This window comes from Marinifilum flexuosum (assembly GCF_003610555.1).
Lineage (GTDB): Bacteria > Bacteroidota > Bacteroidia > Bacteroidales > Marinifilaceae > Marinifilum > Marinifilum flexuosum.
In genome coordinates this window covers 155010-170152 of the sequence record NZ_RAPQ01000009.1, presented here as the reverse complement: position 1 = coordinate 170152, position 15143 = coordinate 155010, and the positions used below count along the sequence as shown (strand labels likewise).

8 protein-coding genes are annotated in these 15143 nt (G+C 35.7%); all 8 read left to right on the top strand.

Annotated elements, in window-relative coordinates; all coding sequences use genetic code 11:
• Positions 1 to 6 precede the first annotated feature (6 nt).
• The 8 genes from BXY64_RS10585 (at position 7) to BXY64_RS10550 (ending at position 14975) form a co-directional block, all read left to right on the top strand.
• Positions 7 to 2298 carry an nSTAND3 domain-containing NTPase gene (locus BXY64_RS10585; RefSeq protein ID WP_120239939.1) on the top strand — a complete coding sequence of 764 codons (2292 nt, stop codon included), beginning with the start codon at positions 7 to 9 and terminating at the stop codon, positions 2296 to 2298.
• A 94-nt stretch (positions 2299 to 2392) separates the two neighbouring features.
• Positions 2393 to 3769: a hypothetical protein gene (locus BXY64_RS10580; protein ID WP_120239938.1), complete on the top strand. Its 1377-nt coding sequence runs from the start codon at positions 2393 to 2395 to the stop codon at positions 3767 to 3769.
• 70 nt (positions 3770 to 3839) lie between these two features.
• Complete coding sequence (locus BXY64_RS10575) at positions 3840 to 5378, top strand: DUF2130 domain-containing protein (RefSeq protein WP_120239937.1); 1539 nt, start codon at positions 3840 to 3842, stop codon at positions 5376 to 5378.
• A 131-nt stretch (positions 5379 to 5509) separates the two neighbouring features.
• The gene (locus BXY64_RS10570) at positions 5510 to 9004 is read left to right on the top strand and encodes an AAA domain-containing protein (protein WP_120239936.1); all 3495 of its coding nucleotides are present in this window, start codon (positions 5510 to 5512) and stop codon (positions 9002 to 9004) included.
• Positions 9005 to 9085: 81 nt separating this feature from the next.
• The gene (locus tag BXY64_RS10565; protein WP_120239935.1) at positions 9086 to 9646 is read left to right on the top strand and encodes a DUF2004 domain-containing protein; all 561 of its coding nucleotides are present in this window, start codon (positions 9086 to 9088) and stop codon (positions 9644 to 9646) included.
• Positions 9647 to 9846: 200 nt separating this feature from the next.
• Positions 9847 to 10398, top strand: a complete 552-nt coding sequence (locus BXY64_RS10560; RefSeq protein ID WP_120239934.1) for a helix-turn-helix domain-containing protein — start codon at positions 9847 to 9849, stop codon at positions 10396 to 10398.
• A 496-nt stretch (positions 10399 to 10894) separates the two neighbouring features.
• A complete protein-coding gene (locus tag BXY64_RS10555; RefSeq protein WP_120239933.1) occupies positions 10895 to 13102 on the top strand; it encodes an ankyrin repeat domain-containing protein in 2208 nt (735 codons plus the stop codon).
• An 88-nt stretch (positions 13103 to 13190) separates the two neighbouring features.
• Entirely contained in the window at positions 13191 to 14975 is a 1785-nt protein-coding gene (locus BXY64_RS10550; protein ID WP_211334476.1) for a serine hydrolase, read from the top strand.
• The last annotated feature ends 168 nt before the right edge of the window (positions 14976 to 15143 follow it).

Below are 15143 nucleotides of genomic sequence, written 5' to 3'. Positions count from 1 at the left end.
AATTTAATGGAGTTTTTTTTATCTAAACTAAATGATAGAGAATTTGAATCTTTATCTGCAGATATTATTTCAGATGAATTAGATCTCACTGTTGAGAAGTTTAAAGCAGGTAGAGATGGTGGTGTTGATGGTCGTTTTTGGATTGGTAAAAGGGAAGGAATAATACAATGCAAACACTATTGGAAAACAGGATATAAAGGTTTAATCAGTAAATTAAAAAAAGAGGAGGTCGATAAGGTAAAGAAACTTAATCCAATTAAGTATGTTTTTTTTACATCCATTCCATTATCTAGAGAGAACAAAAAAGAAATAGTAGAGATATTCTCACCTTTTATAAAATCTGAATCAGATGTTTGGGGAGAAGATGATATAAATGATTTCCTTTCAAAGAAAGAGAATCAAAATATTGTCGAAAAGAATTATAAACTATGGATAACAAGTACACAAATATTAGATATAGTATATAATAATGCAATAAAAGGAAGAAGTGAGAGTACTTTAAGTGAGATTAAATCAAATAATGAGAGGTATGTAATTACAAATAATCATACCAAAGGAACGGAAATTTTAAAGAATAGTAATGTTATCATTATTTCTGGCGAACCAGGTATAGGTAAAACGACATTAGCTAATAATCTTGCACTGTACTATACAGCAAATGGATTTGAATTTTGTGATATAGAAGAATCAATTAGTGAAGCAGAGGCCATCCTTAGGCAAAAAGAAAAAAAGAAGATAGTATTTTATTGTGACGATTTCCTTGGAAGTAATGTATATGATGCTATAAGTAATAAAAGAGATTCTCATATAGTAAAGTTTATAAATAGGATTAAAAAGGATGATTCGAAAAAGTTCATCCTTACTTCCAGAACAAATATTCTAGCAATGGCTGTAAGTTCAAGTCATCGGTTCCAAAATGAGGATCTTAGGGAGGATGAATTCTTGTTGAAAATTGAAGATCTATCTGATTTGGATAAAGCAAAAATTCTTTATAATCACATTTATCATTCAAATCTCGACAATGTTTATATTGATGAAATTTATAAGCAAAAAAGATATAAACAGATAATTCAACACAAGAACTTTAATCCCAGAATTATTGAATTTATCACTAACAATAAGAGAATCTCTAGAATTAAATCAAGTGAATATTGGAACTATATAGTTGATAAACTTGATAACCCTAAAGAGATTTGGAGTAATTTCTTTCAATATCAAATAGATGATCCGGTTAGAGTTTTGACTTTCCTAACTGTTTTTAACTCAGGGGTAATTGGCGAAAGTGTGTTGAGTAAGTCTTATTCATTCTATAAACAAAATTTTAAAATGAATACAGGCAGTACTGATAGCAGCTTTGATGCAGTTAGAAAATTAGCAATTAAATCATTGCTAAATAGAAGAAAAATAGGGGACAGAATTTATGAGTATACACTATTTAATCCTTCGGTTAGTGATTTCGTTTTAAATGCATATTTAGAAGATGTTGATCTAGTTGAATCTGTTTTAAAAGCTTTAGGTACAAGATCTTCGATTGACTTTTTAAACAGTTTAAAACAAAATAATAGAATCTCCCGTAGCATAATTCGAGAAATACAATCTGAGTTATTTAGACACTTTTGCGATATTAAACTTATAGATCGCGATTGGGATTATTTGGTACAACTTTCATGTCTTGATATTTTAAATACTAGAGTCGTAAACTCAATAGAAAAATTTATTATAGAAATATCAAGTTATAAAGAAGCAAGAGGGGAAAGATTATATGAACTTTTGGAATTGCTAATTGATTTTAATGGAAATGTTGAAATTAAGGATTTTTCTTTTGTTGCTGGATATATACAATATGGTTCCTTAGACAGAGAAGATATTAATAAGGTGGTGGAATTAATAAGGAAGTATGATATTAAAGATGAAATACTTTTCGAAAATTTGAGTGATGAAGTAGATTCATATATTAGAGAAGTGTTTGCTGACAATAAAAGTTCCGCGAATCTAGAGCCTTATATTCATAGTAGTTATGATCATGAGCATGGTGAATTTGTATTGGATTTTGATTCTGGAGGGATAGAACATGAAATGGAATCCATCCTTGATACTATTATATCCGAATTAGATGAAAAACTTTTGGATTATATAGAAATTGACGGTGCTGATATTATTGAAAGTATTGAAATAGACCAGTTAGTAGATGATTTTATAAGTTCATATGGGGAGGGATATGAAGAGGAGTTTAGAGGAGGTTATTCTTCTGGTGGAAATTCAAGTTGTGATATAGAGGCAATTTTTGAAAGGAATTAGAATATAATGATTGGGATATTGAAGAGAGTTATCTCTTTTTAGTAGAGATCACACGAAAGTATTCTTGCGGGAATATATAACTGTTTTGAGTAAAATGAAAGATGAAGTAAAAAGAATGATAGAGGATATCCCTTTGGCAATAAAACCTTCAATTACTATGGATGAACCAAACCAATCAATTTTAATCCATGAAGGAAACTTTAAGCTGGTACAAAGAACTATGGAAATTAACTTAACAGGAACAGTTAAGTTGTTATGGTTTCCAAACTTGAAAGTGAAATTTATTGGGATAGTAGATTTCTGTTCAGAAAAGGAGATCAATTTAATTTCGTCAGATGGAAAATTTGATCTATTTATAAATGAGGAAAAATTGGGGAGTTTCTATTTGATGAATAAAACCTTCTCTGACCAAGTAGAGCTATCTGGAATATTAAAAGGTAGAGCAATCCTTGGTGATGGAACAATAAAGGTCGATAAGTTGAAATTTGTGATTCCTAACTTAAGAGATTTCTTCGGAGAATCTATTCGTGATGAAACAGAGAATTATTTAGGGAGAGATAGGTTAGTTTTCGAGAATGAATACTTTACAATCAGAATCGATAGAGAAAGGAATTTTAAAGATAAGGTTAATAGATTAAAAGATACAGGAGGCTATGTGTTTCTTTATAATGGAGAAATGATATGTCATAAAAATCCAGTTTCTACCGAAGATATATCAGATACTATTCATTCATTTTCCACATTTTTAAGTTTTTTGAATGGAAGAAGAACGACACCTTTAATCATACAAGGAATGGATGATGGTAAAACTATTTGGACTGATTATACAGATTATACTGTAGATCAATATCAATATGTGACGACATGGCCTGCAAAACATGATATTAACGGGTTAAATGAATTGTGGCAGGAATTTTATAAACTGTGGAGAAATAAATCAGATAAGAATTTATTAATATCAGCTGTTCATTGGTACGTTGAAGCTAATGCGTATAGTGGATATGTAGAAGGATCTATAACCTGGACCCAGACTGCATTGGAGTTGATGTATAATTGGTTTGTAGTTGAGAAGAATCAATTAATTAGAGGAAGAGATTGTGAAAATTTATCAGCGGCAAATAAGGTTCGCTTATTGTTATCACAGGTTAATGGAATGAATAATGATAATATCAATTTAGAAAATCTAAAGCAGTTTGTGAGAGATAATAATAGTATTCATGATGAAATTGATGCGTTTGTAGAGATTCGTAATGCAATTGTACATTCTCAAAAGGAAAAGAGACTGAAGCTAGAGAATATTTCAACTATAGTTAAATATGAGGCATTAGAATTTGGGATATGGTGTTTAGAAATATCATTACTAAATATCTTAAAGTTTAAGGGGGTATTCTATAATAGATGTTCGAGGAAATTATGGGCTGGTGAAGGAGAGGAGAGATCTCCGCTAGCTAGCACAAAACAAAATCATTAATTTTACCACCAATTATAACAGTTTAGTTTTAGTAGGGTTGTAATATATTACAGAAGAAAACAGATACCACATGAACGAAATAATTTGCCCCAATTGTAAGAAAGCCTTTAAGGTAGATGAAGCTGGATTTGCGGATATTCTAAATCAAGTTCGAGACAGTCAGTTTGAGGAGGAGTTGAAGAAGAGGTTGTTGCTGGCAGATCAGGAAAAAGAGAATGCCATAAAGTTGGCTGAGGCAAACATTAAAAATGTCTTGCAAAAGGAGCTGTCCGAAAAGGACAGAAAGTTAGCCGAATTGAAGGCGCAAAGCGATACGCAACTTTCGGAGAAGTTGGCTGAGAAGGAGAGTGAAATTTCTGCAATGAAATCGAAGATTGAAAAGGCAGAAAGTGAGAAGATGTTGGCGGTATCGGAGGCTACCAAACAAATTGAAAGGGAACGCGATGATTTGGCTGGCAGTCTAAAAAGCAAGGAAGCTGAAAAGGAAAATGCGGTGAAACTGGCAGAGGCCAATGTGAAAAGTCTGTTGGAAAAGGAGTTGGCCGAAAAGGACAGAAAACTGACAGAGCAAAAGGCCCAAAGTGAAACGGAATTATTGCAGAAATTGGCTGCCAAAGAAGGCGAAATTGCTGAAATGAAATCGAGGATAGAGCAGGCGGAGACGGAGAAGAAATTAGCCGTATCGGAGGCCACCAAGCTAATTGAAAAGCAGAGAGATGATTTGGTGAATGATCTGAAAATAAAAGAGACAGAGAAGGAGTTGCTTGAAAAATCGATAAAGGAACAATTTACCAACCAGTTGATTGCCAAAGATGAAACCATTAAAATGAAGGATGATGAGATTGTTCGTTTGAAGGACTTTAAGCAGAAACTTTCTACCAAGATGGTGGGGGAAACTTTGGAGCAGCATTGCGAATCGGAATTTAACAAGCTGCGTGCAACGGCATTCCAGAGAGCCTATTTCGAAAAGGATAACGATGCCCGAGGGGGAAGTAAAGGTGACTTTATTTACCGCGAAACGGATGAGGCAGGAAATGAGGTGATCTCTATCATGTTCGAAATGAAGAACGAGAACGATGAAACGGCTACGAAAAAGAGAAACGAGGATTTCTTTGCCAAGTTGGATAAGGATCGAAAAGACAAGGAGTGTGAATATGCTGTACTGGTCTCGCTTTTAGAATCGGATAATGAGTTCTACAATACGGGTATTGTTGATGTATCGCACAAGTATGAAAAAATGTATGTGGTGCGTCCGCAATTTTTCATTCCGATGATTACCCTGCTTCGAAATGCTGCCATGAATTCAATGCAATACAAGGCTGAGCTGAACATGATGAGGAATCAGAATGTGGATATCACCAGGTTCGAAGAAAAGATTGATGCTTTTAGAAAAGGTTTTGCCTACAATTACGAACTGGCCAGCAGAAAATTTAAAACGGCCATTGACGAGATCGATAAAACCATTACTCATCTTCAGAAAACAAAGGATGCGCTTTTGTCATCGGAGAATAATTTGCGTTTGGCCAATAACAAGGCCGATGATTTGACCATTAAAAAATTGACCTATGGTAATCCTACCATGAAGGCGAAGTTTGATGGGCTGAAGTAGAATTAATAGGTTTTGTCATGCGAAGTGAGTCTTAAAAAATTACATCTTTTCTTTAGTAGATTTTGTACTGCCATACGAGTCTTCTCTTGTGGCTTTGTGACATTATAAAGTAAGAATTTAAAATTAGCAAAGTGGTAAAGGTTTCAGATATAAGATACTGGTTAAGTTACTGGAAGAAAACATTGGCAGATGTTGATAGGAAAAAGATTGAAGTTACAACACATCCTATACTGGTGGAATCATACTTTATCGATAAGGTTCCACAGAGGCATGCAAATTTCTTGTGGAACATTTCTCAAACCAAGGAGGAAACTCAGTTTATCAATGTCGATGTTTGTTCTTGCTCCATTCAAACGGCATTTGAACATGCAAAATCGAAAGAGTTGGTGGAGGAAGTTCATTATCCGTTTTGGATACCAGCTATAATGTATAAGGATGGTACACTGGCACCACAAAAAAACAACAAGGGATTGACTAAACCTTTTTTTGTAAGGGAGTATCTGGTTCCGAATCCTAAAGGTACATACAGTATTGCATCCATTCAGGATGTTGATAGTGGTTTGCAAAAAATCGAATTTAAAGAGGAGACATGGAGTGAATTTTGGAGAAAGTGTGAATCTTTTTTCAAGTTGATAACGGGGAAAAGCTTTGAGGAATACAATATAAAACAGGAGAAGCACATTTTTGTTCAAAAAGGAGAATTGCGAGGCCTAAGTGAGAATATTAGAAAGTTGTACACCAGGTTGGAAGAATCGCTTCCGACTGAAGGGTTGCTTCAAAAACTTATTGATAGGGAAGGTGTAAATTCTATTGCTATACCAGAGCAATCAAAGATTGTTAGAAATAAAATGCATGTGGGACAAATGAGTGGAGAATTTCCCTTGTCTGTTTCGCAAAGGGAGAGCATTACTTGTTTTAACCTTCTTGAAGAATCGAATGTTCTGGCGGTAAATGGTCCTCCGGGTACGGGTAAAACTACATTTTTACAGTCGGTGGTAGCCAATAGTGTGGTTTCTACTGTGGCAAATCAGCAAAAACCAGAACTAATTGTTGCCTGTTCTGCAAATAACCAGGCAATTACAAATATACTTGATAGTTTTGTTCTGGATTCGAAAGACAAGTTAACCAACAGGTGGTTGCCCGAGGTGTCTTCTTTGGGTTTGTATTTGTCGACCAATGATAACAAAAAGTATCAAACTTGTACTTCGGAATATGGGAATGGCTTTTTGAATGATTTTGAAAGCGGCGATGTAGAGGATAAAAAGGAGTTCTTTTTAAAAGAGTTCGCTGAGAATATCAAGGCATGTACTGATATTGAAGAGTGTAAAGATGAATTATTGTCCATTGTACAGTCGAAAGTAAGACAGATAAAAGAGCATATTGATATTGCTGAAGGATATGAAAGTATTGGGCAATTGTTGAAAACTGCTAACTTCTCACATCTTGATGATCTAAAAGAAAATATTTCTTCTACTTATGAGAATATTGAAAAGTATGGTGTTGAAATTCAACAAATTTCTGATGTGGAAGAGCAGTTGACAAGAGCCAAAGAGCAACAGCCTTTTCTGCAAAAGCTATTCTGTTTTCTGCCAAAATTTAAAAAGCGCAGAGCTGCTCTGTTTCAAAGAATTATGCTGAATGTGGATGTTAATGGAATTTCGGATTATAGCAATTACAATGCTCTGCTTCATTTGCTAAACGAAGCAATAATATCAAAGACCAATTCGCTTAAGCAACTCAATGAACGATTGAATGAATTACTGGCATTGCAATGCAAAATTGAAGAGTTGACTTCAAGTTATCATCAATGTATTCGCGAATGGAATAAGAATTATGGCGATGTTCTTGAAAGCCTTCAGGCTATGACAGGTAAAGAGTACACAGGTTTACAAGCTTTGGAGGATATGCAAGTTAAAATGGATGTATCGTACCGTTACGAAGCCTTTTGGTATGCGATACATTTTCGCGAAGCTGAATATTTGCTAAATCTGGAGCTGAAGCAAGAGCAAGACAGCAATGATAGAGAACGAGGCGAGGATACTTATAAAGAAAAATTGCAAAGATTTGCAGGTGTAACGCCAATTTATATTTCTACTTTTCATTCTATCCCTCGCTTTAGTACATTTTACGACAGGGCTGAAGGTGAAAAAGCATATTACGATTTATTTGATTTGCTGATTGTTGATGAGGCAGGTCAGGTAGCTCCTGAAATTGCCATTCCTTCCTTTTCCTTGGCAAAAAAAGCAATTGTAGTGGGTGATATTTTTCAAATTCCGCCCGTTAGTTCGGTAGAAGATAAGCTGGATGTTGTAAATCTTAAAATGAACAATCTTTTACCTGAAACTGCACTCGATGATATCTTCAACACCTATAAAAATTACGGCTTACTTTGCTCGCTGGGTAATATAATGAGAATGGCTCAACAAGCCTGTTTTGTAAAAGATGGTGAGGATGGAGGAACTCTGCTAAAAGAACACAGAAGATGCCCCGACAAGATCATATCTTACAGCAATAAGCATGTATATCATAACAAATTGATATTAACAAAAGGGAACAAGAGGAAGGTCGAAACAGGACTTCCTTTAAAAGGGTTTATGCATATTGAAAGTACTAGTGAGCAAATTGGAAGTAGCAAGCGAAATGTGCAGGATGCAGCAATCATTGCCAAATGGATTGATAGTAAACGACTAGAGCTTGAAAAAGCGTTTGGAAATAAACCCATAACAGATATTCTTGCAGTTGTAACACCATATAAATCGCAGGCCTCTTTAATTAAAGATGAATTGTTAAATATTGATAAGAAAATCTATCAGAAATTGATATCAGGAACGGTTCATGCATTGCAAGGCGCCGAAATTGATATTGTGATTTTTTCTACGGTGATTACTCCTGGTAACAGTACTTCTTTTGCAGGTAATATTAACATGCTTAATGTAGCCATATCAAGAGCAAAGTCGAGCTTTCTTGTTTTTGGGAATCTGAACGCCATTGATGCAACAAAGAAAAATCCGTTAGGTTATTTAAAACAATGGCTACAGGAAGATGAAGGTTGTGAGCTATCGAATAAAATTGTTTACGACAATAAAAATGCAGACAAGAATGTCGTTCGTGTGAGTGATTTAAATAAGCATGTTGGAACTTTAAATCGAGCATTTGAAATTGCAAAATCAGAATTAATCATTGTTTCTCCTTTTATTTCTTCCAATGCCATAGAATGTGATACGATTAAGTATTATGATGGAAACGAGAAAGAAGCGTTGAAATCAAAAGGGATTAATTCTATCAAGGAACAATTAAGGAGTACGGTAAATAGAGGAGTAAAGGTTTTGGTTATTACAGATTCAACACTTGATGTTTCAAATAATCAATTAAAACTTCCAGCCAAAAAGGGGCGTGAGATCATCAAGCAAAGTGGTGCAAAATTAAAGCTTGTAAATGGGATTCATAGTAAAACAATAATTATTGATAATGATATCATTGTTGATGGATCGTTTAATTGGTTTTCGGCTCTGCGTGACGAGCAAAGCAAATACTTTAGGGAAGAATCATCTATTGTTGTAAAAGGAGAGCCAGCACAAGATATGATACAGAAAGCAAAATCATTTTTAGAAAGTGTGGTGAAATAGCATTAGTCTACGATTCGTGAGGCAAGGGGACACTCCATATACCCAAACGATTAGCTATAATCTGACTAAACAATCAAAAAAATGGGAATATTTGATTTTTTCAAAAAGAACAATAAAAGGAATGAAAAAAGAAAAGAGGAAATCCGAATTTTGGAAAAACCAGATTTCGCAGAGATTGAATTGAATAAATTAACCGATTATTATGATTGGACATTAAAGTATGGAGAGGGAAAACTCAATTTAGATTTGAATTTTGAGACTGAAATGTCGAGCCAATCTGAATTAAATCAGGTAATAGAGTTTGTGAATGAGATACCTGTATTTGATAATCAAAATCAGAACTACATAAAAGCGGACTTTGAACAAGCCGTTAGTATGACATCCGACTATCTAAATTTCTATCTTGATGAACTTAGCGAGAATGAATTAGCTGGAATAATAGATTTAAAAAGTCGAAAAAAATCAAGAAGTAGTCTCTTAATGGAAAAACTGAAATTAATAAGAGTTGGGATTTATCCACAGGAATCTTATTTCGGAACATTTGACTACTCGATTGACATTGATGGAGAACCTTGTAATCAGCTTTTAGTAGTGCAAATTAATATGGACGGATCTTTGAATTATATAACTTGGGAAAGTTGATAAAGACTACATTTCTAAATCAATATTATAATTTGGGAATGAAAAGAATAAGTGATAATATTAAATACTAGTTAATTTTTCCATTTTCTCAAAGTGCTGATAATGTGTGGATTGATTTTGAGTGTCGTGTAAATGTCGTGCTTTTGTAGTTGGAAAGTTACCCTAATCAGTCAGACATTTGACTCAAAATCAAAAACGAAATGAAAATGGAAACAGGAAAACTTATCAAAGAACTAAGGGTAAAAAAAGGTTTAACTCAGGAAGACTTGGCTGAGAGGACTGAGCTTAGTGCAAGAACCATACAGCGGATTGAGAATGGAGAGGTTGATCCACGGGCTTATACACTTCAGATGATTGCAAAGGCATTGGATGTTGATTTCAGCTTATTTGTAGAGGAGACGAATGATGATAAGAAGGATCAGGAAGTGAATCACAACACTTGGCTTGGATTTTTGCATTTAAGTGGATTGTTGCCTCTTTTCTTTCCAAGCTTGATTCTTTGGCGTCAGAGAAAAAATAAAACAAAAGATATGATACATCATTTTCATGCTGTTCTTAGTATGCAGGTGTGTATTTTGGGAATCAGTTTGGGAGGCTTGTGGGTTTATTGGAAAGTGAATCAGTTGACTCCCTTTATGATAGGATTACTCATTGGTGCTTTGGTGTCAATCTTTAATGCAATTAATGTAATGAATGGAAAAGCCTTTATCAATCCATTTGTTAAGAGCGAAGAAAAATCGCTTAAAAGATAGTGAAGTACTTTGTCTAAGAAAGTGTATAAAACATTGTAGGTACAGTGTAAGCTCATTCTGTCTGCCATTTAATACATGGCTCATTAAATATTACATTTGGTATTATTGGAAAGCTGCATATTTGAATGATCCTGATTGTGAGGAGAAATTTTTTATGCACAGAGGTCATAGAGATGAGAAATGCTTGTTCCTCTGTGTGTCTTCTTGTTCTCTGTGCTTAGATCATATCATTTGGGAAGCAATACACCGGAGGATTTAAGAATCTTTTCATATAATAGTGTCTGTTTAAAGCATAGAATTGTTCCAAATAGATATCTGAAAACTAAATCTTTAAGGAAAGTGTAAGGGAAAGGGAAAATATATCATAAATTTATAAGACGGTAAAATACTACTTGGTGTAAGGGAAAGTATATAGTTTGTAGGACGTGTAGAAGGAATAGGGGGTGAATGTATTTATCCGTATTGGGCCTGAATACTAACTACAAATTCTATAAGAATGAAGAAAAGATTATTCCTAAGCATTTTTCTAATGGTAGCTGTGTTTCTCTCAGCTCATGCACAATCCGACAACCTTCCTTTTTTTAAGGCAGCCAAAACCAATGACATTGGCACTCTTGCCAAGTTGATTGAAGAGGGCACCGATGTAAATACAAAATCGAAATATGGAGCCACGGCCTTAACTTTTGCAGTGGAGAAAAATAGCCTTGAGGCAGTAAAGTTCTTGTTGGAACATGGTGCTGATCCAAACAACAGGGATCGTTTTTATCAATCTACTCCCTTTGAATGGGCTTTTTATGAAACCAACTTCGAAATGATAAAGCTGATGGTGGAGCATGGTGCTGATTTGAGTACCAAATGGTTGTTGCCTTTTAGTGTAAGAGAGGGGAAGCTTGATATCGTGAAGCTATTGCTGGATAAAAACGTAGCTGGGGCCAATGATGCCATTGTGCTTGCCGTGCGCAATGAACATGTTGAGATAGTAAAACTACTGTTGGATCATACGAAAATTGAAAGTGATAAATTAAATGCTGCCCTGATAACTGCAACAGGGATGAACAATACAGACCTATGCAAATTGTTGAAGGATGCAGGAGCTGTACTTCCAAAAGTGAATAATCACGATAAAAACGTGAAGTTTGCTGGTTTGTATTCAGAAAAAGACGGGCAATTGAGAATCAAAAATGAAGACAATAAGATATTTGCAAGTTTTGATGATGTCAAGTATTACGAATTGAAATATGACTCATTAAACATTTTTTCTGTAGCAGAATTTCCAAGCATTACACTCTCGTTTAAAACCGTTGAGAACATAGCTGTAGCGGTAAAGTTTCGCAATGGTGAAAACCAGAGAGATTTTGTTCGAACGGAAGAAGTAGCGAAAAAGGAAGTAAAGTCTGAGTACAAGGATGAGGTAGGAGAAGTGAAAGAGGTATTGAACTGGACTGCCTTCAGGGGAGAAAATTGCCAGGGAAACGGTGATGGTCAGTATCCACCGGTTAGATGGGATGCCGAAAAGGGTTTAAACCTGAAATGGAAAACCAGGATTCCGGGGCTTTCTCATGCATGTCCGGTAGTTTGGGAGGACAAAATATATGTGATTACGGCCATAGGTGAAGATCCAACGGCAGAATATCGCGTGGGTTTATATGGTGATGTAAAACCTGTAAATGACAATTCGAATCATGTATGGAAGATCTTTTGTTTGGACAAGAGCAAGGGAGATATTCTTTGGGAACATACCGCCTATAAAGGTGTGCCTAAGGTGAAGCGCCATCCAAAGGCAACACAGGCCAATTCCACTCCGGTTACCAACGGGAAATACCTGGTAGCACTTTATGGATCTGAGGGATTGGTGTGTTACGATATGGATGGTAATGAGATTTGGAGAAAAGATATGGGAATTCTTGACGCGGGTTGGTTTTTCGAGTCGGAAACCCAGTGGGGACATGCTGCTTCTCCATTGATCTACAAGAATACCGTGATCATTCAGGCTGACAGATCGAAGGATTCTTATGTTGCTGCTTTTGATTTGGCAACGGGCAAGGAGGTTTGGAAAAACAATCGGGAAGAGATCTCTTCCTGGGGAACTCCGGTTGTGTATTACGGCAAAGATCATAATGAGCTGATTACAAATGGAACCGAATACATAAAGGCCTATAATCCGGATACTGGTGAGGAGCTGTGGAAACTGGGACCAAATTCGGAGGTTACCGTGGGTACACCTGTTGTGTATAATGATTTGATTTACGTAACGGGAGGATATCCACCTGTTCGTCCGGTTTATGCCATCATCCCCGGAGGGCGTGGGGATATCTCTATTCCGGATAGTTTGTCTTCAGGAGAATTTATCAAGTGGCGATACCTAAAAGGAGGGACTTATATGCCATCACCAATTGCCTATGATGGTTATTTGTATACCATGGCCAATAACGGATTGCTCACTTGTTACCATGCAGAAACAGGAGAGAAAATCTATCGAAAAAACTTAAAATGTAGTGCAGTAACCGCATCGTTGGTAGCGGCTGATGGCAAGTTGTACTGTACCAGTGAAAGCAAAGGTGTGGTTGTGGTGAAGGCAGGACCTGAATTTGAAATCATTGCAAGAAACCCGGTGGGTGAAACCTGCATGGCTACTCCTGCCATTTCTGACAAGTTGTTCATCATCCGTGCCCAGGATTACATCTATGGTTTTGGAAAAAACTAGTGTGAGTAATTCTAATGGATGATTCTGCATAAGAGCAGAAGAATTGTTTTGGGAACCATCATGATAATAAATTAATAATCCATAAGCTATGTTTAAGAATTGTATAATGTTTATGTTCCTGCTTGGAATGGTATCTGCAGGGCTTGCACAAAATGATAATAAATTAAAAGGCATTGAAAAAGAGTTCGAAAAAATACTGGAAGTAACACAGGCACCTGGTTTTGCTGTAGCGGTTGTGCATGGAGATAAAACCATTTATGCCAAAGGCTTTGGATATCAGGATTTGGAAAATAAAATTCCCATGAATGAAAATACACTCTTGGCCATTGGTTCTACATCAAAGGCTTTTACCTGTGCACTTTTAGGACAATTAAAAGATGAGGGGAAGTTATCGTTCGAAGATAGTCCCATTAAGCATGTTAAGGAACTAAAATTCTTTAGCAATGAATTGGATCATGGGATTAATATACGTGACCTCATGAGTCATCAAACAGGAATTCCAAGGCATGATGTTTCATGGTATTTATTTCCAAGCTATAGCAAGGATAGTTTAATTCAAAGAATTCAGTATCACGAACCTTTTACTGGTTTACGACAGAAATGGCATTACAACAATTTCATGTTTCTTCTTCAAGGGGTGATTGCCGAGCGCATTACAGGAAAAAGCTGGGAAGAGAATATTAGAGAGCGCTTTTTTAATCACTTGGGAATGGAACGATCCAATTTATCGATTGAGGAACTGGAGCAAAGTACAAATAAAGCAATTGGTTATGAACTTTATAAGGATAGTATAAATCGTAAAATGGATTATTATCGTATTGCTGGTATGGCTCCTGCAGGAAGCATTAACAGTAGCGTAGGTGAGATGGCAAACTGGTTGAAGCTTTGGATAAATAATGGAAAATTTAATGGAGAACAAATTTTACCAGAGTCATATGCTAAGGCAGCAATGAGTTCACAGGCAGTAATTTCCGGTGGTTTACCCGATAAGGAAAATCCTGATCTTCATATGTCTAATTATGGGTATGGCTGGATGATATCTTCCTATAGAGGTCATTACAGGGTAGAGCATGGAGGGAATATTGATGGTTTTTCGGCCAATGTAGCATTTTTCCCTTCGGATAGCATTGGAATTGTTGTACTGGCAAATCAAAATGCTTCATTTGTTCCAAGAATGGTTCGAAATATGATTTCGGATTATTTGTTGGTTGAGAAAAAGTTTGACTGGCTTGCTTACTACTCCGAAATAAAAGAGAAACGAAAAGAAGCCAGGGAAAAAAAGGAATCGAACTCGCAAAGAGCACAAAACACCAAGCCATCGCATAAGAACATTTCTTACAAGGGAGATTACTTTCATCCTGGCTACGGAACAATCAATGTATCGGTAAAAGGAGATTCACTCTTCGCCAATGTTAAAAGGAATAGTTATTACCTAAAACATCATCACTATGATGTATTTAATCCAATTGAAGTAACAGAGCATGGTATTGATACAAGCGAAACTGGACCCTTGAAGTTTAATTTTAGTACGAATGATGCTGGTGAAATCTCAGCCTTGAATTTAAAGCTAGAAGCAAGCCTGGACCCTATTGAGTTCATTCATAAACCGGAAGTCATAGATGTGGATATATCGAAACTTAAGGGATATGAAGGAGAATATGAAGTTGCCGGTATGCTTATAAAGGTTTATACCAAAGATGATAAGGGACTGTATCTATTTGTTGCGGGGCAACCGGAATATCAATTGTTAGCATCAGATAAGAATTTGTTTCTTCTGAAGGGATTGGATGGTTATAAGGTGAAATTTGCTGAAGACAATACAGAGCTTAGCCTGATTCAACCCAATGGAACTTTTAAAGCAATAAAGAAATAGTTGTAAACCTCAGCTAGCCATGTAGAGGCCATTCTTAATGTGAGCTCTTCATGTGGAAAATTATACTTTAAATGGTAAAATAGAAAGTCTCCGAGTAATTGGGGACTTTTTTTCTGAAAGTCTTGAAGAGTTGGAATGGTGAAAAGTAGGAAAGTTGTCAGAATCTAT

Coding starts and splice junctions, on each gene's coding strand:
- BXY64_RS10550 (WP_211334476.1), top strand. CDS start 13,191: ATGTTTAAGAATTGTATAATGTTTATGTTCCTGCTTGGAATGGTATCT.
- BXY64_RS10565 (WP_120239935.1), top strand. CDS start 9,086: ATGGGAATATTTGATTTTTTCAAAAAGAACAATAAAAGGAATGAAAAA.
- BXY64_RS10585 (WP_120239939.1), top strand. CDS start 7: ATGGAGTTTTTTTTATCTAAACTAAATGATAGAGAATTTGAATCTTTA.
- BXY64_RS10555 (WP_120239933.1), top strand. CDS start 10,895: ATGAAGAAAAGATTATTCCTAAGCATTTTTCTAATGGTAGCTGTGTTT.
- BXY64_RS10580 (WP_120239938.1), top strand. CDS start 2,393: ATGAAAGATGAAGTAAAAAGAATGATAGAGGATATCCCTTTGGCAATA.
- BXY64_RS10560 (WP_120239934.1), top strand. CDS start 9,847: ATGAAAATGGAAACAGGAAAACTTATCAAAGAACTAAGGGTAAAAAAA.
- BXY64_RS10575 (WP_120239937.1), top strand. CDS start 3,840: ATGAACGAAATAATTTGCCCCAATTGTAAGAAAGCCTTTAAGGTAGAT.